Consider the following 23,221-nt stretch of genomic DNA (forward strand, 5'->3'; position numbering starts at 1 on the left):
GCTACACCACCACGCCGATCAGAAATTGGCGCGGAACTGCGCGCCGACGATGCGCGGGTCGTTGATGAAGCCGGTGAGGTTGTTGAAGTCGATCGCACCGGTCACACGGATCTGGTTGGTGCAGTTGCGGCAGAACACCGACACCTCGTACGCGCCCGCACCCCAGTTGTAGCCGATCTTGGCGCCGCCTTCGACCAGCGGCTGGCCGGTGAACTCCTTGGAGTCGTACAGGAAGAAGTTCACTTCGCTGCGGTAGGACCAGTCGGTGTAGAAGAACAGCTCGCCGTCGTTGCCCATCGGGATGCCGTAACGCAGGGTGGCGTTGGCCATCCACTTGGCAGCCTGCGGCAGATCGTTGCCGTCGATGATGGCGTTGCCGGCCGCGTTGAGCGGGTCGGTCACGGTGCAGGTGCGGCACACGCCCACCGACAGCGCCGGGTCGTCGATGCGGGTCCAGTTGTAGGCACCGCCGGCGGTGACGCGCAGGTTCTGGGTGAGCAGCGCTTCGAAGTCGAACTCGGCACCGCGCGCCTTGGTCTTGTCGGCGTTGAGCAGGCGCACGTCGTTGGAGACGCCGCCCACCGCGGTGAGCTGCTGGTTCTTGACGCGGAAATCGTAGATGTCGAAGCTCAGGCGCGCGCGGTTGTCGAACAGATCCGACTTGATGCCGATCTCGAACGAATCCACCGTCTCCGGCTCGGCCACGGTCAGCGGCGCGGTGCCCGAGGGCACGCCGAAGCTGGCGCCGCGGAAGCCGCGTGCCGCACGGGCGTACACGTTGACGTCGTCGTTGATGGCGAAGGTGGCCGCCAGATCGCCGGTGACCTTGGAGTTGTCGGTCTCGCCGCTGGACGGCTCGACCAGCGTGACGCGGTCCAGCGCCAGCACGTCGAAGGTCTTCTTGTCGTAGGTGTAGCGGATGCCGGCGCGCAGGTTCAGGCGATCGGTGGCCGCGTAGTTCAACGAGCCGAATGCCGCCCACGAGGTATTGCGCTGGCGGGTCAGCTGGTAGCTGGCCAGATCGCCGCCGCTGAAGGTGTTGTAGGTGTAGTTTTCGCCTTCCACGTCGTCGTGGAAGTAGTACAGGCCGGCCTGCCAGTTGAGCGGGCCTTCGTATTGCGATTCGGCACGCAGTTCCTGGCTGTACTGGTCCAGGCTCTTGATGCCGCCGGCGGTTTCCACCGGGAACGGAATCACGCCCGGGCCGGACGGCGGTGCGAACACCGCGCCGAAGCCGCCGTCGATATCGCCGCGGCTGTAGTACTTGCCGATGCCTTCGTAGGCGGTGATCGAGTGCAGCGCGATGTCGCCCAGGTCCCAGGTCAGGTTGGCGCTGCCGCCATAGGTCTGCAGTTCCTGGTTGTTGGCGCCGTCGATGAAGGACTTCTCTTCGTCGAAGCCGTCCACCAGCTGGTTGGTGCCGGGCTGGATGACGTTGGCGCGGAACAGCCGCGCGGTGCCGTCCAGGTGGCGCGCATGCGCGTTGAACAAGGCACTGAAATCGTCGCTGGCCTGGTACAGCAGCTGCAGGCGCACGGCCGAATCGGTATAGCCTTCCAGGTCGCGGCCATCGCGGTTTTCCACCCAGTCGTCGCGACGCTGGCCCAGCGTGGACAGACGCGCCGCCCAATGCTCGCCCATGGCGATGCTCAGGCCGCTTTCCAGCGTCATCGTGCCGTAGGTGCCGTAGGACAGGCTGGCGTAGCCGTCATTGGCGCCAATGGTCGGCTTGACCGAGTTGAACTTGACCACGCCGGCCGGCGTGTTGCGGCCGAACAGCGTGCCCTGCGGGCCGCGCAGCACTTCCAGGCCTTCCAGATCGAAGATCGGGAAGCCCTTCAGGAACGCGTTTTCCTGCACCACGTCGTCATAGATCAGCGACACCGGCTGCGAGGCGTAGGTGTTGAAGTCGGTGTTGCCGTAGCCGCGGATGTACACGCGCGGGAACACACGGCCGTTGGACGATTCGATGTTGAGGCTGGGCGCCTTGCCCGCGAGCACGCGGATATCCGAGCCGCTGGTGGAGATGGCATCCAGAAATTCCGGACGCAGCACCGATGCCGAGACCGGGACGTCCTTGGAATCTTCCGAGCGGCGCTCGACCGTGACCTTGACCGCGTCCAGGCGCACGACACCGTCGTCGCTGGGCGCCTGCTGGGCGGCGGCATGAAGCGGAAGAAGGGAAGCGACGGCAACGGCGAGCGCGCTGATCTTGAGCGACCGGCTGGCGGACATGGGAAGACTCCGAATTCGGTTGGCGGAGCGGCCTGATCTGCATGCCGCGTTGCAACAGAATTAACACGATTTACACAAATTTGGCAGAGCGCGTGCGAAAAAGTTTTCCGAATTCGAAAAGGTGTTCGAATTAATGCAACACCCGCATGCAATTTGTGCGCCGGGGCGTGCCCGGTCTCAATAGGCGATCAGCTGCCCCCAACAGAGTCGACCGGTACCCGCACCCAGCCTTCCATCAACACCCGCGCGCTGCGGCTCATCAGCGCCTTGGTGACCCGCCATTTGCCATCGATCGATTGCGCCTCGGCGCCGACCCGCAGGGTGCCGGACGGATGCCCGAAGCGCACCGCCGTGCGCGTCACGCCGCCGGCGGCCAGATTGACCAGCGTGCCAGGCACAGCCGCGGCTGTCCCGATGGCGACGGCCGCGGTGCCCATCATGGCGTGGTGCAACTTGCCCATCGACAGCGCGCGCACCAGCAGATCGATCTCGGCCGCGCGCACCGGCTTGCCGCTGGACGCGGTGTAATCAGCCGGTGGCGCGACAAAGGCCACCTTCGGGGTGTGCTGCCGCGTGGCTGCCTCTTCCACCTTCGCAATCAAGCCCATCCGCAACGCGCCGTGCGCGCGCAAGGTCTCGAACATCGTCAGTGCACGCGGGTCGCCATTGATCGCCTCCTGCAGCTCGGTGCCGGTGTAGCCCAGGTCGCGCGCGTTAACGAAGATGGTCGGAATGCCGGCATTGATCAGCGTCGCGGCGATCGTACCCAGGCCGGGAACCTCCAGCTGATCGATCAGCCTGCCGGTGGGAAACATCGCGCCGCCCTCGCCTTCGGCAGCGTCGGCCGGGTTGAGGAATTCCAGCTGCACCTCAGCGGCCGGAAAGGTCACCCCATCCAGTTCGAAGTCGCCGGTTTCCTGCACCTGACCATCGGTCATCGGTACATGCGCCACGATGGTCTTGCCGATATTGGCCTGCCAGATCCACACCGTCGCCACACCGTCGCGCGGCACCCGCGCGGCATCGACCAGGCCATTGGCAATCGCAAACGGCCCCACCGCCGCCGACAGGTTGCCGCAGTTGCCGCTCCAGTCCACGAACGCGCTGTCGATGGACACCTGCCCAAACAGGTAGTCCACATCGTGCCCGGCGCGCGCGCTGGCCGACACGATCACGCCCTTGCTGGTGCTGGAGGTCGCCCCACCCATGCCGTCGATCTGCTTGCCGTACGGGTCGGGACTGCCGACCACCCGCAGCAACAACGCATCGCGCGCAGGCCCCGGCAATTGGGCGGCAGCGGGCAGGTCCTGCAAGCGAAAGAACACGCCCTTGCTGGTGCCGCCACGCATGTAGGTGGCCGGGATGCGGAGTTGGGGAGCCAATGCCATGAGCGTTCCTTGGAAACGACGTGCGGATGTATTGAGGAAAAGTCTACGTGACGCATCAATACGCTATCGCGATGCGTCACCGTGAAGATCTCAAGCAAACAATCCTGCGCAGATCAGAACGGCAATTGCGCCTGGTCCGTCAGGAGGCCATCGGGTCGCAATTGCCAACATGCGATGCGCGCATAGTGATACGGCCGCCCCCCGCCTTCGACCAACAACACCTCGGTGGCATGCCAGGTGATAGGCACAATGGGCTGGTTCAACTTGCTTGGCGCCGCATAGCTAATCGTGACGTGCGGCGTATGTCCGCTTGCAACACGAAAGCCTTCGGCACGCAGCGCTGCTGCAATAGCAGCCTGTAACGCAATGAACGCAGGTGGATTGCCTTCTGCCCGAAATGCCCAATGCACTGGGTCTGTTCCGCGACTGGTAATTCGATTCAAGCAAAACGTGACTGCCTGGGCATCGAGGCGATCACCCGCGCGCAGCATGGCCGCACGCGCAGCAGATCCTTCAAACCGATCCGAGACTGACTGATGCCAGTTGCCAGGATCGAAATAGGCATCGCCAAGCATCGCATCGAGGCGGTGTGCAGCCACGGCATCGACCATGGCCGCAAGCACCTGCGGTGCCGGCTTGAGCATGAAGATCAATCGCGAAGACTCGGCCATGACGCTGCCCTATGCGGCCTTGTTTGCCTCAAGAAAATCCTGCGCAAACCGTTGCAATACGCCGCCCGCCTCGTAGATCGACACTTCTTCGGCGGTATCCAGCCGGCAGGTCACCGGCACCTGCAACTGCTCGCCATTACGCCGATGGATCGACAGCGTCAGCGTGGCACCCGGCGTGCGCTCGCCGACCACATCGAAGGTTTCGCTGCCGTCGATGCCCAGCGTCTTGCGATCACTGCCCGGCTTGAACTCCAGCGGCAACACGCCCATGCCGATCAGGTTAGTGCGGTGAATCCGCTCGAAGCCTTCGGCCACGATCACCTCCACACCGGCCAGACGCACGCCCTTGGCGGCCCAGTCGCGCGAGGAGCCCTGGCCGTAATCGGCACCGGCAATGATGATCAGCGGCTGCTTGCGCGTCATGTAGGTTTCGATCGCCTCCCACATGCGCAGCACCTGCCCTTCCGGTTCCAGCCGCGCCAGCGAGCCTGCCTTGACCTGCCCATCGACCACCGCCATTTCGTTGACCAGTTTGGGGTTGGCGAAGGTGGCGCGCTGCGCGGTGAGGTGGTCGCCGCGATGGGTGGCGTAGGAATTGAAGTCTTCCTCCGGCACGCCCATCTGCGCCAGGTATTCGCCGGCCGCGCTGCCGGCCAGAATCGCGTTCGACGGCGACAGATGATCGGTGGTGATGTTGTCGCCCAGCACCGCCAGCGGGCGCAGTCCGCGCAAACTGCGTGCACCGGCGAGCGCGCCTTCCCAATACGGCGGGCGACGGATGTAGGTGCTGGTCGGCCGCCAGTCGTACAACGGGCTGACGCTGCTGCCCTGCCCCACGCTGCGCTTGAACATCGGGTCATAGACGCTGCGGAAGTGTTCCGGCTTGACGCTGCGCGCCACCACCGCGTCGATCTCCGCATCGCTTGGCCACAGATCCTTGAGCGTCACCGCAACGCCATCGGCGTCGATGCCCAGCACATCCTTTTCGATATCGAAGCGCACCGTCCCGGCGATGGCATAGGCGATCACCAACGGTGGCGATGCCAGGAACGCCTGCTTGGCGTAGGGATGGATGCGCCCGTCGAAATTGCGGTTGCCCGACAACACCGCTGTCGCGTACAGATCGCGGTCGATGATCTCCTGCTGGATCGCCGGATCCAGTGCGCCACTCATGCCGTTGCAGGTGGTGCAGGCGAACGCCACGATGCCGAAGCCCAGTTGTTCCAGCTCGCCCAACAGGTCGGCCTCTTCCAGATACAACTGCACCGCCTTGGAGCCCGGCGCCAGCGAACTCTTGACCCACGGCTTGCGGGTCAGTCCACGCGCGTTCGCGTTGCGCGCCAGCAAGCCGGCGGCAATGACATTGCGCGGGTTGGAGGTATTGGTGCACGAGGTGATCGCGGCGATGATCACCGCGCCATCGGGCATCTGCCCCGGCACATCGTCCCAGACACCGGCAATGCCGCGCTCGGCCAGCGCGCTGGTGGCCACGCGCTTGTGCGGATTGGACGGCCCGGCCATGTTGCGCACCACGCTCGACAGGTCGAACTGCAGCACGCGCTCGTAGTGCGCGGTGACCAGGTCATCCGCCCACAGGCCGGTCTGGCGGGCGTAGGTGTCCACCAACGCAATCTGCGTCTCTTCGCGCCCGGTCAGACGCAGGTAGTCCAGCGTCTGCTGGTCGATATAGAACATCGCCGCGGTGGCACCGAACTCCGGCGTCATATTGGAAATGGTCGCGCGGTCGCCGATGGTCAGCGCGCTGGCGCCGGCTCCATAAAACTCGAGATAGGCACCGACCACGCGTTGCTGGCGCAGGAATTCGGTCAAGGCCAGCACGATGTCGGTGGCGGTGATGCCGGGCGCCGGCCGGCCCAGCAATTCCACGCCGATGATGTCGGGCAGGCGCATCCACGAGGCACGGCCCAGCATCACGTTCTCCGCTTCCAGCCCACCCACACCCACGGCGATCACACCCAGCGCATCCACATGCGGGGTGTGGCTGTCGGTACCCACGCAGGTATCGGGAAACGCCACGCCGTCGAGCGTGTAGATCACTGGCGACATCTTCTCCAGATTGATCTGATGCATGATGCCGTTGCCCGGCGGAATCACCTCCATGTTCTCGAACGCGCGCTTGGTCCACTCGATGAAGTGGAAGCGGTCGGTGTTGCGGCGATCTTCCACGCTGCGGTTCTTGGCGAAGGCCTGTTTGTCGAAGCCGGCGTATTCCACTGCCAGCGAGTGATCGACGATCAATTGCACCGGCACCACCGGGTTGACCTGCGCCGGATCGCCCCCCTGCTCGGCGATTGCATCGCGCAGTCCGGCCAGGTCGACCAGCGCGGTCTGCCCCAGGATGTCATGACAGACCACACGCGCCGGAAACCAGGGAAAATCCAGGTCGCGCCTGCGCTCGATCAACTGGCGCAGGTAGGCCTCCAGCATCTGTGGCTGCGCACGCCGCACCAGGTTTTCGGCATGCACGCGCGCGGTATACGGCAACGTTGCGTAGGCGCCGGGTTGCAGCGCATCCACGGCGGCGCGTGCATCGAAATAGTCCAACGAGGTGCCCGGCAAGGGCTTGCGGTACTGGCTGTTCATGGCTGGCGATATCACAAAGCGGGCGGGGTCTGCTGGTGCTGGTGCTGGTGCTGGTGCTGTTGCTGTGGCTGTGGCTGTTGCTGTGGCTGTGGCTGTGGCTGTGGCTGTGGCTGTTGCTGTGGCTGTTGTTACAGGCGCTCGTGCTGCTAGTCACCACCTGCTGCTCGCCACTCTCCCTTCTCCCGCAACGCGGGAGAAGGTGCCCGAAGGGCGGATGAGGGCCGCTCGCAGGCAGCAGCTTTCAGGAGCGCTCATCCAGCGGCACGAACACCTGATCCTCTGGCCCCGTGTAATTCGCAGAAGGCCGAATGATCTTGCCGTCCATGCGTTGCTCGATGACGTGCGCGCTCCAGCCAGCCGTACGCGCCAGCACGAACAGCGGCGTAAACATCGCCGTCGGCACGCCCATCATGTGGTAGCTGACCGCACTGAACCAGTCCAGGTTCGGGAACATCTTCTTGATGTCCCACATCACGCTCTCCAGGCGCTCGGCGATGTCGTACATCTTGCGGCTTCCCTGTGCCTCGGAAAGCTCGCGCGCCACCTCCTTGATCACCTTGTTGCGCGGGTCGGACACGGTATAGACCGGATGCCCGAAGCCGATCACCACTTCCTTGCGCTCCACACGCGCCTTGATGTCGGCCTCGGCCTCGTCCGGCGTGTCGTAGCGCTTTTGCACCTCGAAGGCCACTTCGTTGGCGCCGCCATGCTTGGGCCCGCGCAGTGCGCCGATGCCACCGGCGATGGCGCTGTACATGTCGCTGCCGGTGCCGGCAATGACGCGGCTCGCAAACGTCGACGCGTTGAACTCGTGCTCGGCGTACAGGATCAGGCTGGTGTGCATCGCACGCACCCACGCGTCCTTCGGCGCAAACCCGTGCAACAGGTGCAGGAAGTGCCCGCCGATCGAGTCGTCGTCGGTTTCCACCTCGATGCGCTTGCCGTTGTGGCTGTAGTGATACCAGTACAGCAGCATCGACCCCAGCGAGGCCATCAGCTTGTCGGCGATATCGCGTGCGCCAGGATGATTGTGGTCGTCCTTTTCCGGCTGCAGGCAGCCCAGCACCGACACGCCGGTGCGCATCACATCCATCGGATGCGACGACGGCGGCAGCTGTTCCAGCGCCGTCTTCACTGCCGCCGGCACGCCGCGCAGCGAACGCAACTTGGCCTTGTAACCGCGCAGTTCGCCACTATTGGGCAACTTGCCATGCACCAGCAGATAGGCGATTTCCTCGAACTCGCTGGTGGTGGCCAGGTCCAGGATGTCGTAGCCGCGGTAATGCAGGTCGTTGCCGCTGCGCCCCACCGTGCACAGCGCGGTGTTGCCCGCAGCGGTGCCGGACAAGGCGACGGATTTCTTCGGCTTGAAGCCGGGATTGACGGTGTCGTTCATGCGATGCGCTCCCAAACGGTGTCGTGTTGCGGTGTCACGGATGAAATGGCCGAACCTGCACGCAGCAAGGCGCGATCATGCGCCTTTGCGTGCAAACAAGCCGTCCAGGCGCTGCTCGTAGTCGTGGTAGCCGATGCGCTCGTACAGCTCTTCGCGCGTCTGCATGGTGTCCAGCACGGCCTGCTGGTGCCCATCGCGCCGGATGGCGGTGTAGACCGCTTCGGCCGCCTTGTTGGCCGCACGGAACGCCGACAGCGGAAACAGCTGGATCGCCACGCCGGCCTGCGCGAGCTGGTCGCGTGTGAACAGCGGCGTCTTGCCGAATTCAGTGATGTTGGCCAGCACCGGCACGCGCACCGCATCGACAAACCGCGTGTACGTCTCCAGGTCGTACGCGGCCTCGGCAAAGATGCCGTCGGCACCGGCCTCCACGCAGGCGATCGCACGCTCGATCGCCGCATCCACGCCCTCCATCTGGATCGCATCGGTGCGTGCGATCAAGAAGAACGCCGCATCGGTCTTGGCATCGGCCGCCGCCTTGACCCGGTCGACCATCTCGGCCTGGCTGACGATCTCCTTGCCCGGCCGATGCCCGCAGCGCTTGGCACCGACCTGGTCTTCGATATGGCAGCCGGCCGCGCCGGCCTTGATCAGCGACTTGATGGTGCGCTCGATATTGAACGCGCTCGGCCCGAAGCCGGTATCCACGTCCACGAGCAGCGGCAGCGCGCAGACATCGGTGATGCGGCGCACGTCGATCAGCACGTCTTCCAGCGTATTGATGCCCAGGTCCGGCAACCCCAGCGAACCGGCCGCCACGCCACCGCCAGACAGGTAGATGGCCTGATAGCCGGCGCGCTGCGCCAGCAGCGCGTGGTTGGCATTGATCGCGCCGATCACTTGCAGCGGCGATTCGGCGGCCAGCGCGGCGCGGAAGCGCGAGCCGGCGGAAGCAGTGGGCGAGGACGTCATGGTGGTTCCTGGGGTGGGATGCGGGATAGAGCGCAAATGGCATGCCAACGCCAAGCCATTGATTCGACTGGACCAGTCAGCGCCGAATGTTGCAATACTGCAACGCGCCAAGCACGATGCAACATCCCTGCAACGCGACGCCACCGATGCGCAGCCCCCGATTTATCGAGCCGACGGAGACCTCTGGCCCCGTCATCTGGACCGTCAGCGTCTCTCGCCTGACCGGCCTGCTGGCCGACGTCATCCCCGAGTTCGACCAGCGCGCGCGCATCGAGCAGGTCAACCTCGGCTTTGCCGAGGCCGTGGATGTCATCGGCCAGCGCCTGCGCCGCGAGCGCTGCGACGTGCTGGTCGCCGGCGGCTCCAATGCCGCCTATCTGCGCAGCCGGCTCGCACTGCCACTGGCGCCGATCCAGGCCACCGGATTCGATCTGATGGAAGCGCTGGCGCGCGCACGCCGCATCGCACCGCGCATCGGCGTGGTCACCCATGCCACCGACGTGCCCTCGTTCCGCGCGTTTCAGGACAGCTTCGACCTGGACATCGAACACCGTCGCTTCGTCACCGCCGAGGACGCGCGCGACTGCATCGCCGACCTGCGTGCCAGCGGCATCCAGGTCATCGTCGGCACCGGCATGGCGATCGATTTCGCCGAGCAGGCCGGCTTGCCCGGGGTACTGCTGTATTCGGCAGATTCGGTCCGCCTGGCACTCGAGCACGCCATCGCGCTGGGAAGCGCACCCGGCAACGATCACTCCGCCAGCCGCACCGGCACCCGACGGGTGCAGCGCACCGACGCATTGCTGGGCGACGATGCTGCAATCACCCAGGTGCGCGAGCTGGTGCAGCTGTACGCCCCGCATCCGGGCACCGTGCTGATCAGCGGCGAGACCGGCACCGGCAAGGAACTGGTCGCACGCCAGTTGCATGCCGGCAGCCGCCGGCGTGGCCGCTTCGTCGCCATCAACTGCGGCGCCATCAGCGAGTCGTTGCTGGAGGCGGAATTGTTCGGCTACAGCGACGGCGCCTTTACCGGCGCACGCCGCGGCGGCCATGTCGGCCTGATCGAAGCCGCGCAGGACGGCACGCTGTTTCTCGACGAAATCGGCGAACTGCCGATGCCGCTGCAGACACGCCTGCTACGCGTGCTGGAAGAGCGCGAAGTGCTGCGGGTTGGCGCCACCCTGCCGGTCGCCGTGGACGTGCGCGTGGTCGCCGCCAGCCTGCAGCCGCTGCAGGCACTGGTCGAGCAAGGACGCTTCCGCCGCGACCTCTTCTATCGCCTGGCAGCGCTACGCATCGCCCTGCCGCCGCTGCGCAACCGCCCCGACGAGATCGCCTTGTTGCTGGCGCATTACTTCCAGCACCTCGGCGGCATGCCTTCCCCGCTGTCATCGACAGCACTGCAGCGGCTGCAACAGCACGTATGGCCGGGCAACGTGCGCGAATTACGCAATCTGGTCGAGCGCCTGTGCATTCATTGGAAGGCACAACCGCGCCACAGCCTTGACCTGGATCAACTGGAACGCTGGGCACCTGAGCTGTTCGAGATGCGCATTGGCGATGGCGATGGCGCAGCAGCACCCGGGCACACCGATCTTGCGAGCTCGCGCCTGCAACTCACCACAGCGGTAGTTCGCGCAGCGCTCGATCGCGCAAACGGCAATCGCGCCCTCGCCGCACAGGCACTGGGCGTCTCGCGCACGACGTTGTGGCGCTGGATGCAGGCACACGCAGCGGCATCGCGGGATTGAGATACAGGCTTCGCCTGGCCGGGCCGCATGCGCGGACCTGTTTCGCGAAATCTTCACAACGCCAGCCGCGCGCTCGCGGCAACAGGTCATGCGCCGCGTTCCACACGCCAGGGGTGCTGCCCCATTGGTGATGTGATCACACGCAGTGCCGCTACCCAGCACCCCCCATTGAACGAGTGCGCAGCGATCACTTGACCCGCATGTACTCGGTATCGCCCGTACTCAGGTGCCCGGTCGCCTGGTCGATCGCATAGTTGACGGTGCCATCGGCGCCGGACACCTGCAGCACGCCCTTGTTCAAGATCGCCGGATGATTCTTCGTCCTGACGCCGCCGCCGAGCCGCTCCGGCGTGGTATCGCGAATGATGAAGCTCTCGCCGTTGTGCTCGATGCTGAGCACGTTCTTCTCCGACGTCGTGTTGACCCACCTGCCCACGTACTGCTCGCCCACATCGCGTGCACAGCCGGCCAGCAACGCCATCGCAACCAGAGCACTTCCAAGCAGCGCCTTCATCGCCACTCCTTCTTCAACGCGGGGGACTGCAGGATGGCGATTCGTTCCTGCGCCTGCAACAAGCAGGCACAACCGGATGAACAGGCCTATCAGCGACTTGAACAAGTCGTTGGGATCAACGGGCTCTGCATCCCACTCGCGCGGATAGCGGCGACACCTGCGTTTTGACGGCATCGGCTGGTCCACATCACTTCAACCGAGCCAGACGCCCAAGGCGGTTGCAGGAGCGCCTTCAGGACAACAAAAAAGCCGGCACATGGCCGGCTCTTCTTCTCGCGTTGAAACCCTTGCTGCTGCTGGATTTCGATGGTGGGCGGTACAAGGTTCGAACTTGTGACCCTTGCCGTGTGAAGGCAATGCTCTACCGCTGAGCTAACCGCCCGGTGACGCGAGCCGCACATTATAGGGCAGCTGCGGCGATCGTCAACAGGTTCATCGGCGGCGGCGGCAATGCGCTCGAAAACGCCCCGTTCCGGTGGCTGGGCGTGGCGCCATGACTCCCTGGAGCGACGCTGTGGCAATCGATTCGGCGCCGTTCAGATGCCCGATACGCCCGTCGATGCCCCGCGCCAGACAACGGCGATCACGCGCGCGGCCGCGGCGCCCCGCATCACATCGTGTGCGTCGGCTTGTCGGAGGTCGTCAATCCCGCCAGCAGCGTCTCGATCTTGTTGCGCACGCTCTCGCCTTCCTGGCCGTCCGGGAACTGCACGCCGATGCCGGCGGCGCGGTTGCCTTGCGCACCGGCCGGGGTGGTCCAGATGACCTTGCCGGCGACCGGCAGGCGTTCGCTGGAGTCCGGCAGCGTCAGCAGCAGGAAGACCTCGTCGCCGAGCATGTAGCGCTTGGGCGTGGGCACGAAGATGCCGCCGCCCTTCACGAACGGCATGTAGGCGCTGTAGAGCGCCGGCTTGTCCTTCAACGCCAGCGACAAAATGCCCTGGCGTGCATTCATTGCACTCATCGAGTTCCCCTAGAACGTGCCGGACGCTCTCCCTCGCGCCAGGCCAGCAACAATTCCGTCACCGCCAGATCGGCGCGGACGGTGGTGCGCAGCAGGTCGCGGGTGCGATTGGCGGCGTCGAACCAGGTCGCCAGCTTGTGCAACCGCGATGGATCGGTCAAGCCGGCCGATGCCTGGGCCAGCGCAAGGTCCGCCGCGTGGCGCAGCCGTTGGTCGGCCTGGCCGTCGTTGGTCCAGCGCTGCGCAACCTCCACTGCGCCGGCGCGCCCGGCGGCGATCTGTTCCAGGTCCTGCGCCACCGCGCGCCGCACCGCCAGGCCATCCTCGCGCAGCCACTGCGCCGCAAGCCCCGGATGACCGCGCGCGGCATCCAGCGCTTCCTGCGCAGCCCGCTCGTCGACGCCCTGCGACAGCAGCCAGGCCAGCGCCTCGTGCGCGGGCGGCAGCTTGAATTCCAGGCGCTGGCAGCGGCTGCGGATGGTCGCCGGCAAGCGTGCCGGCTGCGCGCTGATCAGCCACAGGTAGCGCCCCGGCGAGGGTTCTTCCAGCGTCTTGAGCAGCGCGTTACAGGCAGCGCGATTGATCGCATCGGCCGGGTCGACGATCACGATCTGGGCGATGCCGTACTGCGGGGTCAACGAGAGCTTTTGCGAAATCTCGCGCACCTGCTCGATCACGATCTCGGTGCGCAGCTTGTCGCCGGTGCGGTTGGGAATGAACGAGATCAGCTGCAGATCCGGGTGGGTTCCGGCGGCGATCAGCTGCCGGCTGCGCTGCGCCAGCGCCGGGTCCGGCGCGCTGGCCAGCACGTGCTCGGCCAACGCCAGGGCCACCGCACGCTTGCCCAGGCCATCCGGCCCGCAGATCAGCAAGCCGTGGCCGAGCCGGCCGGCGTCCAGCGCCGCCAGCGTCTGGTCGTAGGCGCGCTGCTGCCAGGGTGAGAACGCAGTGGTCATGGCGTGGGCTCCGGTTGCGGCAGGCGGCGACGCTGCAGGTAACGCGCCACCGCCGCATTGTGTTCGGCCAGGGTGGCCGAGAACACGTGCGCGCCGGTGCCATCGCCGACCGCCACGAAGTACAAGGCATTCCCCGGTGCCGGACGCACTGCCGCCAGCAAGGCCTCGCGGCCGGGCATGGCGATCGGGGTCGGGGTCAGGCCGGCGCGGGTGTAGGTGTTGTACGGCGTATCGGTGGTCAGGTCGCGGCGGCGGATATTGCCGTCGTAGCTGCTGCCGATGCCGTAGATCACGGTGGGGTCGGTCTGCAGCTTCATGCCCAGCTGCAGGCGGCGCAGGAACACGCCGGCAATCAGCGGACGCTCCGAACCCAGCGCGGTTTCCTTTTCGATGATGGAGGCCAGGATCAACGCCTGCTCCGGCGAGCTGAGCGGCAGATCGGCAGCGCGCTGCGCCCAGGCCTGCGCCAGCGCTTTGTCCATGGCGAGGTGAGCGCGCTTGAGCACGTCCAGATCGCTGTCGCCGCGCTGGTAGAGATAGGTTTCCGGCAGAAAGCGCCCTTCCGGGTGCTGGCTGGCAAAACCCAGCCGCGCCATCACTGCCGCATCGTCCAGCGCAGCGATGGATTGCCGCAGCGGCGTGGCGGTGGCGATCGCGGCGCGCAGCTGGCGGAAGTTCCAGCCTTCCACGATCGTGAAGCGGTACTGGATCACCCGGCCCTGGCGCATGCGTTCGAGCAGCTCGCGCGGCGACAGCGCCGGGGCCAGCGCGTATTCGCCCACCTTGAGCTTGCCGGCCGCATCGACCTGGCGCGCGAGCAGCTGCCATTCCAGATCGGTGCCCTGTGCCACGCCGGCGGCGCGCAACTTGCGCAGCGTGGCCTTGAGTGAATCGCCAGGCGCGATCACCACGCTGGGCGCACTCGCGCTCACCGGCGTCTGGGCAAAGTGCAGGTAATGCCGCCACGCCACCACGGCCGCAATCGCCAGCAGCGCTGCAAGCAACAGCGCCGTGCCCAGCACGGCCAGACATCCACGTTTGCCAGTCACCGCCACACGCACCTCGTCATTGCCCCAGCGCCGCGCAGGATACCGCGCGCCGGTGATGTCCCGTTGAAGCGCTCATGCCTGGTCGAAGGCGCGCAGCACGCCGCGCGCCTTGGCGCGGGTTTCATCCAGTTCGCGCTGCGGGTCCGAATCCACCACGATCCCGGCGCCGGTGCGGAAATGCACCTGGTCCCCGGCCACCTCGGCGGTGCGGATCAGGATGTTCAGATCCATGTCGCCGTCGCGATTGAGCCAGCCGAATGCGCCGGTATAGGCGCCACGCGCGGTGCCTTCGAGCTCGGCGATGATCTGCATGCAGCGCACCTTCGGGCAACCGGTGATGGTGCCGCCCGGAAATACCGCAGCAACCACCTCGCCCGGGGTGACGTCGGGGCGCAGACGGCCACGCACGTTGCTGACGATATGGTGCACATGCGCGTAGCTTTCCACGCCCATCAGCTCGTCCACCTCCACCGTGCCCGGTGCGCAGATGCGCCCCAGGTCGTTGCGTTCCAGGTCGATCAGCATGACGTGCTCGGCGCGCTCCTTCGGATGGCCGACCAGCTCGCGGATGCGCGCGGCATCGTCGTCGCCGGCAAAGCGCGCGCGGGTACCGGCGATCGGGCGCGTCTGCACCACATCGCCCTGCACCGACACCAGCCGCTCCGGCGAGGAACTCACCACCGCGCGGCCTGCCGCGACGAACAGGCCGGCAAACGGGGCGGGATTGGCCGCGCGCAGGCGCGCATGCAACGCCGCCGGATCGACCGCAGCGGCGAACGCCGCATGCCAGGCGCGCGAGATATTGGCCTGGAACACGTCGCCGGCGCGCAGGTAATCGAGCACACGCTCCACGGCAGCGGTAAAGCGCTCCGGCGCATCTTCTTCGACAGCCGCCGGCCCGGCCCACGCTGGCAACGGCGGCAGCGCGGCGCAGGCGGCGATGTCATCGACGATGCGGGTCAGCAGATCTGCGCGGCCCGGCTCGGCCAGCGCGATGCAGTGGCCCTGCACCCGATCGCGCAGCACCGCGGCCGGTGCGCGCAGCGCCAGCGCGCTCGGCAAGCCATCGCTGCGCGTGGGTAGCTGCAGAATCGGTTCGACCTGCGCGGCCAGCTCGTAATCCAGCAATACCGCCCAGCCACCGCGAAACGGCCACGGGCCGGTCGCAGCGTGCGGCAGGCGCTCGGCCTGCCAGGCCGCATCCAGTGCCTGCAGAAAGCCGCCGTCCAGCACCCGTCCATCGCCGTCGCGCGTGCGCCCGTCGGCATCCAGCCGCAGGCTTGCGCCGTCTGCCAGCAACAACACATCCCAGCGGCCGTGGGCGGTGCCGGAAGCAGTGGATTCGAGCAGTGCCGGATAGCGCTGCGGCGCCAGCCGATGCAGCGCCAGCAGGTCGATGTCCGCGTGCAGGGGTCTGGTGAGCGTCATCGGCCTGGTGTGGCGTGGGGTGCTAAGACGCGCCACCCTGCGATGGAGGCAGGGCACGCATGATGAGAGGGATCAGGTCGCGCAGCGAGGTTCGGCAGCGCCACTGTCCGGGTGTGGTGGACGGAATCCCATGCGTCGTGTACCGCGAGACATCGCTCGCGGTACACACGCACAGTGATCTCAGATGCGCTTGAACACCAGCGTGCCGTTGGTGCCGCCGAAGCCGAAGCCGTTGGACATCACCGCGTCCACCTGCACTTCGCGCGCCACGTTCGGCACGTAATCCAGGTCGCAGCCTTCGCTGGGCTCTTCCAGGTTGATGGTCGGCGGAATGATGCCGGTGTGCAGCGCCATCACCGAGAAGATCGCTTCCACGCCGCCAGCCGCGCCGAGCAGATGGCCGGTCATCGACTTGGTCGAGCTGACCATGGTCTTGTAGGCGTGGTCGCCTAGCGCGCGCTTCATCGCCAGGGTTTCGGCCAGATCGCCCAACGGCGTGGAGGTGCCGTGCGCATTGAGGTAGCCGATCTGCTCGGGATTGAGCTTGGCATCGCGCATCGCCGCGGCCATGCTGCGCGCCGCGCCCTCGCCGTCTTCGCTGGGCGCCGTCATGTGGAAGGCATCGGAGCTGGCGCCGAAGCCGACCAGTTCTGCATAGATGCGCGCGCCACGCGCCTTGGCGTGTTCGTACTCTTCCAGCACCAGCACGCCGGCACCGTCGCCCAGCACGAAGCCGTCGCGCTGCTTGTCCCACGGACGCGAAGCGCCGGTCGGATCGTCGTTGCGGGTGGACATCGCCTTCATTGCGCAAAAGCCGCCCACCGAACTCGGCGAGGAGCCGCGCTCGGCGCCACCGGCCAGCATCACGTCGGCGTCGCCGTGCTGGATCATGCGCATCGCGGTGCCGATCGAATGGTTGGAGGTGGCACAGGCCGACACCGCCGAGAAGGTCGGGCCTTTCAGGCCCTTGATCAGGCTCACCTGGCCCGGCAGCATGTTGATGATGGTGCTGGGCACATAGAACGGCGAAATCTTGCGCGCGCCGCCCTCGTGGAATTTGATGGTCTGCTCTTCGATACCGAGCAGCCCGCCGATGCCGGAGCCGAGAATGGCGCCAACGCGTTCGGCATTGCTTTCGTCGATTTCCAGGCCGGAATCGTCCAGCGCCATGAACGAGGCGCCGACGCCGTAATGGATGAACGAATCCATCTTCTTGACGTCCTTGGCGGACACGAACAGCGTGGGATCGAAATTCTTGATCTCGCCGGCAATCTTGGTGGTGAACTGCGAGGCATCGATCTGCGTGATCGGGCCGATGCCTGAGCGCCCGTGGATGATTCCATCCCAGCTGGTGGCCAGATCATTGCCCAGCGGCGACACCATGCCCATGCCGGTAACGACAACACGACGACTCATTGCAGATCTCCTCACCACGGAACGGACGGTGCTTGCGGTTTGCGGATGACGCTTGAAAAACACAGGGCCGCATCAGCGGCCCCATGGAATGTCTGACGCAGCAACGGCTTGACGCACGCCGCCGCAGTCAGGAACAACGCATCAGCTCTTGACGTGAGCCTTGACGTAGTCGATCGCCTGCTGGACCGAGGTGATCTTCTCAGCCTCTTCGTCCGGGATCTCGCACTCGAACTCTTCTTCCAGCGCCATCACCAGCTCGACGGTGTCCAGCGAGTCGGCACCCAGGTCATCGACGAACGATGCGCTGGTGGTGACTTCCTCTTCCTTGACGCCGAGTTGTTCGACGACGATTTTCTTGACGCGTTCTTCGATGGTGCTCATTGGGGATATCGCTCCAGATGGAGTAGTGGTGGTACGAAAAAAACGCCATCGCCGCTGCGATGGCCGCGTTGGATAGTGTAGTGGAAGCGACCGAGCCTTGCATTGCATCACAAGTCCCCGCCAATCAGCCACTTAGCGCCTCCCGGCGCCGCACGCTCACGGCATGTACATGCCGCCGTTGACGTGCAGGGTCTCACCGGTGATGTAGCTGGCACTCGGGCCGGCCAGGAACGCCACCGCGTTGGCGATGTCGTCCGGCTGGCCCAGGTGGCCCAGCGCGATCTGCTGCAGCAAGGCAGCCTTGGCCTCGTCCGGCAGCGCCTTGGTCATGTCGGTATCGATGAAGCCGGGCGCCACCACATTCACGGTGACCCCGCGCGAGCCGATCTCCTTGGCCAGCGACTTGGAAAACGCAATGATGCCGGCCTTGGCCGCGGCGTAGTTGGTCTGGCCGGGATTGCCGGTCACGCCCACCACCGAGGCGATGTTGACGATACGGCCCTTGCGCGCCTTCATCATGCCGCGCATCACCGCCTTGGAGGTGCGGAACACGCTGGTCAGATTGGTGTCGATGATCGCCTGCCAGTCGTCGTCCTTCATCCGCATCAGCAGGTTGTCGCGGGTGATGCCGGCGTTGTTGACCAGGATCGAGATCGCGCCGAACTCCTTGCCGATCGCATCGATCAGGCCATCGACCGCCGCAGCGTCGGTGACATCGAGCTCACGGCCGTGGCCGCCTTCGGCAGCCAGGCGCTCGCCGATCGCCGCAGCGCCGGAGGCCGAGGTCGCGGTGCCGATCACGGTGGCGCCCTGGGCGGCCAGCGTCGCGGCGATGGCCGCGCCGATCCCGCGACTGGCACCGGTAACGAGGGCGATCTCGCCCTGCAGAGGCTTGCTCATGAATGCTGTTCCTCGAGTGGGAAGCGCGCGACCGCAGCCGCGAGCGGTGAGGGCTGCCGGCAGGACCGGCAGGTGCGTCGAATCAGTGGGTCCACGCCTCGAGCGCGCCGGCGTAATCGGCCGGCGTGGCCAGCGGACGGGCGTCCAGGCGCTTGTCGATACGCTTGATCAGCCCGCTCAGCACCTTGCCGGGGCCGCATTCGGCGATCCGGGTGATGCCCTGGGCGGCCAATGCCTGCACGCAGCCGGTCCATTGCACGGGCAGGTACAACTGCTCGGCCAGCGCCTGGCGAATCGCCTCGCTGCCGGTATGCACGCGTGCATCGACGTTCTGCACCACCGGAATCTGCGGGGCGTGCCAGCTCAGGCCGGCCATCGCTTCGGCGAGCTGGTTGGCGGCATCGCGCATCAACGGGGTGTGCGAGGGCACGCTCACCGCCAGCTTGACAGCCTTGCGCACGCCACGCTCGGCTAGCAAGGCCAGCGCGCGATCCACCGCCGCCGCATCGCCGCCGATCACGATCTGACCGGGCGAGTTGAAATTGGCCGGCACCACCACCTGGCTGCCTGCCGCCTCGGCACAGACCTCCTGCACCAGCGCATCCTCGGCGCCCAGTACCGCCGCCATTGCGCCGACACCGGCCGGCGCGGCGGCCTGCATGAACTGGCCGCGCAGCCGGACCAGGTGCGCGCCGTCGTGCAGCGACAGGGCGCCGGCAGCGACCAGCGCGGTGTATTCGCCCAGGCTGTGCCCGGCCAGGACCGCCGGGCGCTGCCCGCGCTGCGCATTCCACAGCCGCCAGACCGCCACACCCGCAGCCAGCAGGGCCGGTTGGGTGTATTCGGTGCGGTTGAGCATCTCTTCCGGGCCGCCCTGGGACAGGGCCCACAGGTCGACGCCGGCGCCATCGGAGGCTTCGGCAAATGTTTCGCGGATCTGCGGGTGCAGTTCGGACAGTTCGGCCAGCATCCCTAAGGACTGCGAGCCCTGGCCGGGAAACACGAAGGCGAGAGTGGATTCGGTCACGCGTTGCTGCCTACAAAAATCGAGCCGGGATGATACGTGCGAAATCGTCCCGGCGTCTGTACTGCCGCGTATGCAAGCCCCCGCCAGCGGGGCCGCCGACACGCCTACAGCAAGGCGTTGAGCAGATCCATGTCGCCATCGGCCAGCCAGTCCACGCACATCACCAGCACCAGCAAGACGCCGAGCGAGGTTGCCGCGTGGATGGCGAGGATGGCACGCGCCAGCGCTCCGGCAGAGCGGCCCAGGCGGCCGGTGAGCTGCGCAAACCGCTGCAATCGCCCGGTCACCACATGCGCATGCGCCGTCACCGCCGGGCCGGCCGCATCGAAGGCGCACGTCATCAACCGCTGCAGCACCGCGCGGCGGCCACGGTAGTACTTGGCCACCCCGTAGCCGAACACCAGCCAGTCGCGCGCCTGGGCCTGCGCCAGGTCCATCACTTCCAGCGGGTCTTCCTCGAAATCGATGAAGCCGACCGCCTGCCCGTCGAAGGTCATGTTGCGCGGAAGCGGTTGGCCGAAATAGGCGCCATCGCGATGGGCATCGGCAATGGCCGCCACCGCCAGCGCAATCAGCCGGTCGCGCTCGGGCGCATCGGCCTCGCGCAGGCAGCTGGCAAAGGAACGCCCGTTGTCGCTGAGCACCAGGGCCGCCTGTCCGCAACCGACCACGCGCGGCACATTGACCGCTTGCGCCTGCAGCTCGCCGAGCCGGCGTGCCTCCAGATCGCGCGCAGCAGCGCCGCCACGGTGCGGCGGTGGACGCAAGGCATCCAGGCCCCAGCGGCGGGCAACGAAGTTGAGTGCTCCAAGCGAGACCGCGCGGCTGTGGCGGCGGTACTGCTTCAGCCAGACGCGCTGTCCGGCGATGACGATGGGTTCTGCCATGACGGGCCCGTCCCTGATGCTGTCAGGCAGCGCCGGCGGACGCGGCGCTGCCTGCCGGACTCAGTAGCGCAGCAGCGCCGAGCCCCAGGTAAATCCGCCACCAAATGCTTCCAGCAGCAGCAATTGACCACGCTGCACGCGGCCGGAGCGCACCGCTTCGTCCAGCGCCAGCGGCACCGAGGCCGAGGAGGTATTGCCGTGGCGGTCCACGGTGACGACCACCTGCTCCATCGGCAGATCCAGCCGCTTGGCGGTGGCCTCGATGATGCGCAGGTTGGCCTGATGCGGGATCAGCCAGTCCAGGTCGTGCTTGTCGTAGCCATTGGCGGCCAGGGCTTCGTCGACCACCGAATCCAGGGCCTTGACTGCGTACTTGAACACGTCGTTGCCCTTCATCAGCAACGCGCCGCCGCCGTTCTTGCCCTCGCCGAAGCCCACCGATACGCCAACCGGATCCCACAGCAGTTCCTTCTTGCTGCCGTCGGCATGCAGATGGGTGCTGAGGATGCCGGTTTCTTCGTCGGCCTTGAGCACGACCGCGCCAGCGCCGTCGCCGAACAGCACGCAGGTGGTGCGATCGGTCCAGTCGACGATGCGGGTCAGGGTTTCTGCGCCCACCACCAGCACGGTCTTGGCATCGCCACTGCGCACGAACTTGTCGGCCACGCTGAGCGCATAGACAAAGCCCGAGCACGCCGCGTTGACGTCGAAGGCACCGCAGCCGACATTGCCCAGCCGCGCCTGCAGCAGGCAGGCAGTGGACGGGAAAATCAGGTCTGGGGTGGTGGTGCCGACAACGATCAAGTCGATCTCGTCGGCGGTCACGCCGGCCGCTTCCATCGCCTTCAGCGAGGCGAAATACGCCAGGTCGCTGGTGGTCTGGTCGTCGGCGACGATGTGACGCTCACGGATACCAGTGCGCGAGAAGATCCATTCATCGCTGGTGTCGACGATCTTGGACATGTCGTCGTTGGTCAACACCTTTTCGGGCAAATAGCTACCCGTGCCCGCGATTCTGGAATAGATCCGCTTGCTCATACTGTTCCCTGTTGCAAGAGCCGCGGTGGTCGGCGGCTCCGGAAGAAGCGAGGGTCACCCGGCCGCGTCGAACGCACCGGGTGCCACGAATCAATCTTCTTGGACGGCCGACGACTTGGTCGCAATCACCTTCTTGCCGCGGTAGTAACCGTCAGCGGTGATGTGGTGGCGCAGATGGATCTCGCCGCTGGTCGGATCGGTCGACAGCTGCTTGGCGGTCAGGGCATCGTGCGAACGACGCTGGCCACGACGCGACGGGGTAACTCGGGATTTCTGCACAGCCATGGGATTGCTCCAACTTAAGTTCGATAACTTGTCTGTCGAGTCGAACTGGACGCTTCACGCCCGCGCCGACCTGTCTTTCCGCCCTTCACAGCGGCGGTTACTGTTTTTTGAACGCTGCCAGCGCCGCGAACGGACTGGCCTTGTCTTGCTCTTCCTGGGTCGGAACCCACTCGGCCTCGACGGCCTCGCTGCCCGGCGCCATCGGCACCACCGGGATCGACAGGACCAGCTCGTCCTCGACCAGGTCTGCGGCCCGCAGCATGCCATCTTCCGGCACCAGCAAGGCTTCGTACTCGGCCGGCAACGCCGCTTCGTCGGCTTCGTCACGGATCAAACCAAGACGCTGCCTGATTTGCACCGGATACAGGAAACGCTGCAGGCTGCGCTGGCAGGCCAGCGGAAGCTCGACATCGACACTGAGCTCGACGTAGGCGACCTTCAACAGGCTGTCCTGATCGAACTGGAGCGAGTAGACACACTCGCCCTCGGTATCGACCAGGCTGCCTTGCAGGCGGGTCATCGCAGAGAGCGGGATGCGGCCATCGAAGCGCCTGCGCGCTGCGACCATCCGCCAAGCATCCAGCATTTCGGGTACGTTCGCGGACATAAGCCGCAGAATGTTAAAGATCCGCCGACGCCCTGTCAAATGCCCCTATTCACGCACCTGGCGCGGCGCCAAGGCTGGCAGACTCCCTTACCCGTCCGACGCAGCGCCCCATGATGCCACGCCTGATTCTTGCCTCCACCTCGGTCTATCGGCGCGAGCTGCTTGGCCGGCTGCGCCTGGACTTCACCACCGCCCGGCCGGAGGTCGACGAGCAGGCGCACCCCGGGGAGGCCCCGGACGTGCTGGCCAGCCGGCTGGCCGCGGAAAAGGCGGCGGCGGTGGCCGCGCAGGCGCCCGACGCCTGGGTGATCGGTTCGGACCAGGTCGCCGATCTGGACGGCCAGGCCCTGGGCAAACCGGGCACGCTGGAGCGGGCCCATGCGCAGCTGACGGCGATGTCCGGCCACGTGGTGCGCTTCCATACGGCAGTGAGCCTGGTCGGCCCTGGCCGCACCACGCACGCGCTGGACCTGACCGAGGTGCAGCTGCGCCCGCTGACGCGCGCCGAAATCGATCGCTACCTGGCCGCCGAGCCCGCACTGGATTGCGCCGGCAGCTTCAAGTGCGAGGGCTTCGGCATCAGCCTGTTCGACGCCATTCGCTCGCAGGACCCCACCGCCTTGGTCGGCCTGCCGCTGATCGCGCTGGCGCGGCTGCTAAGGCAGGCGGGGTTCGAGATTCCGTAGGAGTTGCATTGCGGCCGAGCGTGGAGGCCGCACACGGAAAGATCGGGCATCAGCAAAAATTCC

22 protein-coding genes and 1 tRNA gene are annotated in these 23,221 nt (G+C 66.2%); 3 read left to right on the top strand and 20 right to left on the bottom strand.

The window, feature by feature from the left end:
* Nucleotides 1-18: 18 nt before the first annotated feature.
* From EO174_RS18795 to acnD, 4 genes are all read right to left on the bottom strand, one after another.
* Nucleotides 19-2,235, bottom strand: a complete 2,217-nt coding sequence (locus EO174_RS18795; protein ID WP_104582343.1) for a TonB-dependent receptor — start codon at nt 2,233-2,235, stop codon at nt 19-21.
* Between the two features lie 188 nt (nt 2,236-2,423).
* A complete protein-coding gene (gene prpF, locus EO174_RS18800) occupies nt 2,424-3,623 on the bottom strand; it encodes a 2-methylaconitate cis-trans isomerase PrpF (protein WP_126946674.1) in 1,200 nt (399 codons plus the stop codon).
* Nucleotides 3,624-3,736: 113 nt separating this feature from the next.
* Nucleotides 3,737-4,294, bottom strand: a complete 558-nt coding sequence (locus EO174_RS18805) for a 2'-5' RNA ligase family protein (RefSeq protein ID WP_115676300.1) — start codon at nt 4,292-4,294, stop codon at nt 3,737-3,739.
* A gap of 9 nt (nt 4,295-4,303) precedes the next feature.
* Nucleotides 4,304-6,898: a Fe/S-dependent 2-methylisocitrate dehydratase AcnD gene (gene acnD / locus EO174_RS18810; RefSeq protein ID WP_126946677.1), complete on the bottom strand. Its 2,595-nt coding sequence runs from the start codon at nt 6,896-6,898 to the stop codon at nt 4,304-4,306.
* A 35-nt stretch (nt 6,899-6,933) separates the two neighbouring features.
* On the opposite strand from acnD, the gene EO174_RS18815 reads away from it, so the two are divergent.
* Nucleotides 6,934-7,116 (top strand): hypothetical protein, encoded by a 183-nt coding sequence (locus tag EO174_RS18815; protein WP_126946680.1) that lies wholly within the window; start codon nt 6,934-6,936, stop codon nt 7,114-7,116.
* A gap of 23 nt (nt 7,117-7,139) precedes the next feature.
* Here EO174_RS18815 and prpC read toward each other — a convergent pair whose 3' ends face one another.
* Together prpC and prpB are read right to left on the bottom strand one after the other, a co-directional pair.
* A complete protein-coding gene (gene prpC, locus EO174_RS18820) occupies nt 7,140-8,294 on the bottom strand; it encodes a 2-methylcitrate synthase (protein WP_126946683.1) in 1,155 nt (384 codons plus the stop codon).
* Between the two features lie 75 nt (nt 8,295-8,369).
* On the bottom strand, nt 8,370-9,266 hold the full coding sequence (prpB, locus tag EO174_RS18825; protein WP_115676297.1) for a methylisocitrate lyase: 897 nt from the start codon (nt 9,264-9,266) through the stop codon (nt 8,370-8,372).
* A 146-nt stretch (nt 9,267-9,412) separates the two neighbouring features.
* Here prpB and prpR point away from each other — a divergent pair, with 146 nt between their 5' ends.
* Entirely contained in the window at nt 9,413-11,020 is a 1,608-nt protein-coding gene (prpR, locus tag EO174_RS18830) for a propionate catabolism operon regulatory protein PrpR (protein WP_126946686.1), read from the top strand.
* 187 nt (nt 11,021-11,207) lie between these two features.
* On the opposite strand, the gene EO174_RS18835 is transcribed toward prpR, so the two are convergent.
* From EO174_RS18835 to EO174_RS18900, 14 genes are all read right to left on the bottom strand, one after another.
* The gene (locus EO174_RS18835; RefSeq protein WP_119129163.1) at nt 11,208-11,534 is read right to left on the bottom strand and encodes a hypothetical protein; all 327 of its coding nucleotides are present in this window, start codon (nt 11,532-11,534) and stop codon (nt 11,208-11,210) included.
* A 307-nt stretch (nt 11,535-11,841) separates the two neighbouring features.
* A tRNA-Val gene (locus tag EO174_RS18840) sits at nt 11,842-11,916 on the bottom strand.
* A gap of 228 nt (nt 11,917-12,144) precedes the next feature.
* Entirely contained in the window at nt 12,145-12,498 is a 354-nt protein-coding gene (locus EO174_RS18845) for a PilZ domain-containing protein (protein WP_026064467.1), read from the bottom strand.
* A complete protein-coding gene (locus tag EO174_RS18850; protein WP_119129162.1) occupies nt 12,495-13,454 on the bottom strand; it encodes a DNA polymerase III subunit delta' in 960 nt (319 codons plus the stop codon). The genes EO174_RS18845 and EO174_RS18850 overlap by 4 nt, the downstream gene beginning before the upstream one ends.
* Complete coding sequence (gene mltG / locus EO174_RS18855) at nt 13,451-14,515, bottom strand: endolytic transglycosylase MltG (protein ID WP_115676293.1); 1,065 nt, start codon at nt 14,513-14,515, stop codon at nt 13,451-13,453. The genes EO174_RS18850 and mltG overlap by 4 nt, the downstream gene beginning before the upstream one ends.
* A gap of 60 nt (nt 14,516-14,575) precedes the next feature.
* The gene (locus EO174_RS18860) at nt 14,576-15,931 is read right to left on the bottom strand and encodes an aminodeoxychorismate synthase component I (protein WP_115676292.1); all 1,356 of its coding nucleotides are present in this window, start codon (nt 15,929-15,931) and stop codon (nt 14,576-14,578) included.
* A 180-nt stretch (nt 15,932-16,111) separates the two neighbouring features.
* The gene (gene fabF / locus EO174_RS18865) at nt 16,112-17,347 is read right to left on the bottom strand and encodes a beta-ketoacyl-ACP synthase II (RefSeq protein ID WP_104582330.1); all 1,236 of its coding nucleotides are present in this window, start codon (nt 17,345-17,347) and stop codon (nt 16,112-16,114) included.
* 141 nt (nt 17,348-17,488) lie between these two features.
* Nucleotides 17,489-17,728, bottom strand: a complete 240-nt coding sequence (acpP, locus tag EO174_RS18870) for an acyl carrier protein (protein ID WP_002814322.1) — start codon at nt 17,726-17,728, stop codon at nt 17,489-17,491.
* A 156-nt stretch (nt 17,729-17,884) separates the two neighbouring features.
* Nucleotides 17,885-18,628: a 3-oxoacyl-ACP reductase FabG gene (gene fabG / locus EO174_RS18875; protein WP_115676291.1), complete on the bottom strand. Its 744-nt coding sequence runs from the start codon at nt 18,626-18,628 to the stop codon at nt 17,885-17,887.
* 82 nt (nt 18,629-18,710) lie between these two features.
* Nucleotides 18,711-19,655, bottom strand: a complete 945-nt coding sequence (gene fabD, locus EO174_RS18880) for an ACP S-malonyltransferase (protein ID WP_047130407.1) — start codon at nt 19,653-19,655, stop codon at nt 18,711-18,713.
* 104 nt (nt 19,656-19,759) lie between these two features.
* The gene (locus EO174_RS18885) at nt 19,760-20,542 is read right to left on the bottom strand and encodes a serine/threonine protein phosphatase (RefSeq protein ID WP_104582329.1); all 783 of its coding nucleotides are present in this window, start codon (nt 20,540-20,542) and stop codon (nt 19,760-19,762) included.
* Nucleotides 20,543-20,602: 60 nt separating this feature from the next.
* Nucleotides 20,603-21,580, bottom strand: a complete 978-nt coding sequence (locus EO174_RS18890) for a beta-ketoacyl-ACP synthase III (RefSeq protein ID WP_047130405.1) — start codon at nt 21,578-21,580, stop codon at nt 20,603-20,605.
* Nucleotides 21,581-21,670: 90 nt separating this feature from the next.
* On the bottom strand, nt 21,671-21,865 hold the full coding sequence (gene rpmF, locus EO174_RS18895) for a 50S ribosomal protein L32 (RefSeq protein WP_003483870.1): 195 nt from the start codon (nt 21,863-21,865) through the stop codon (nt 21,671-21,673).
* A gap of 97 nt (nt 21,866-21,962) precedes the next feature.
* Entirely contained in the window at nt 21,963-22,472 is a 510-nt protein-coding gene (locus tag EO174_RS18900) for a YceD family protein (protein WP_047130404.1), read from the bottom strand.
* 110 nt (nt 22,473-22,582) lie between these two features.
* Here EO174_RS18900 and EO174_RS18905 point away from each other — a divergent pair, with 110 nt between their 5' ends.
* A complete protein-coding gene (locus tag EO174_RS18905; protein WP_126946032.1) occupies nt 22,583-23,158 on the top strand; it encodes a Maf family nucleotide pyrophosphatase in 576 nt (191 codons plus the stop codon).
* Nucleotides 23,159-23,221 lie beyond the last annotated feature (63 nt).

It is taken from the genome of Xanthomonas sp. BRIP62418, from assembly GCF_003993495.1.
In the GTDB taxonomy this organism is placed as follows: Bacteria; Pseudomonadota; Gammaproteobacteria; order Xanthomonadales; family Xanthomonadaceae; genus Xanthomonas; species Xanthomonas euroxanthea.

Excerpts from the sequence above, each read along its gene's own strand:
- prpB (WP_115676297.1), bottom strand. The coding sequence starts at position 9,266 with ATGACGTCCTCGCCCACTGCTTCCGCCGGCTCGCGCTTCCGCGCCGCG.
- EO174_RS18905 (WP_126946032.1), top strand. The coding sequence starts at position 22,583 with ATGATGCCACGCCTGATTCTTGCCTCCACCTCGGTCTATCGGCGCGAG.
- fabF (WP_104582330.1), bottom strand. The coding sequence starts at position 17,347 with ATGAGTCGTCGTGTTGTCGTTACCGGCATGGGCATGGTGTCGCCGCTG.
- acpP (WP_002814322.1), bottom strand. The coding sequence starts at position 17,728 with ATGAGCACCATCGAAGAACGCGTCAAGAAAATCGTCGTCGAACAACTC.
- EO174_RS18885 (WP_104582329.1), bottom strand. The coding sequence starts at position 20,542 with ATGGCAGAACCCATCGTCATCGCCGGACAGCGCGTCTGGCTGAAGCAG.
- prpC (WP_126946683.1), bottom strand. The coding sequence starts at position 8,294 with ATGAACGACACCGTCAATCCCGGCTTCAAGCCGAAGAAATCCGTCGCC.
- EO174_RS18845 (WP_026064467.1), bottom strand. The coding sequence starts at position 12,498 with ATGAGTGCAATGAATGCACGCCAGGGCATTTTGTCGCTGGCGTTGAAG.
- EO174_RS18795 (WP_104582343.1), bottom strand. The coding sequence starts at position 2,235 with ATGTCCGCCAGCCGGTCGCTCAAGATCAGCGCGCTCGCCGTTGCCGTC.
- prpR (WP_126946686.1), top strand. The coding sequence starts at position 9,413 with ATGCGCAGCCCCCGATTTATCGAGCCGACGGAGACCTCTGGCCCCGTC.
- acnD (WP_126946677.1), bottom strand. The coding sequence starts at position 6,898 with ATGAACAGCCAGTACCGCAAGCCCTTGCCGGGCACCTCGTTGGACTAT.
- EO174_RS18900 (WP_047130404.1), bottom strand. The coding sequence starts at position 22,472 with ATGTCCGCGAACGTACCCGAAATGCTGGATGCTTGGCGGATGGTCGCA.
- EO174_RS18860 (WP_115676292.1), bottom strand. The coding sequence starts at position 15,931 with ATGACGCTCACCAGACCCCTGCACGCGGACATCGACCTGCTGGCGCTG.
- prpF (WP_126946674.1), bottom strand. The coding sequence starts at position 3,623 with ATGGCATTGGCTCCCCAACTCCGCATCCCGGCCACCTACATGCGTGGC.
- EO174_RS18850 (WP_119129162.1), bottom strand. The coding sequence starts at position 13,454 with ATGACCACTGCGTTCTCACCCTGGCAGCAGCGCGCCTACGACCAGACG.
- EO174_RS18835 (WP_119129163.1), bottom strand. The coding sequence starts at position 11,534 with ATGAAGGCGCTGCTTGGAAGTGCTCTGGTTGCGATGGCGTTGCTGGCC.
- EO174_RS18805 (WP_115676300.1), bottom strand. The coding sequence starts at position 4,294 with ATGGCCGAGTCTTCGCGATTGATCTTCATGCTCAAGCCGGCACCGCAG.
- fabG (WP_115676291.1), bottom strand. The coding sequence starts at position 18,628 with ATGAGCAAGCCTCTGCAGGGCGAGATCGCCCTCGTTACCGGTGCCAGT.
- rpmF (WP_003483870.1), bottom strand. The coding sequence starts at position 21,865 with ATGGCTGTGCAGAAATCCCGAGTTACCCCGTCGCGTCGTGGCCAGCGT.
- EO174_RS18890 (WP_047130405.1), bottom strand. The coding sequence starts at position 21,580 with ATGAGCAAGCGGATCTATTCCAGAATCGCGGGCACGGGTAGCTATTTG.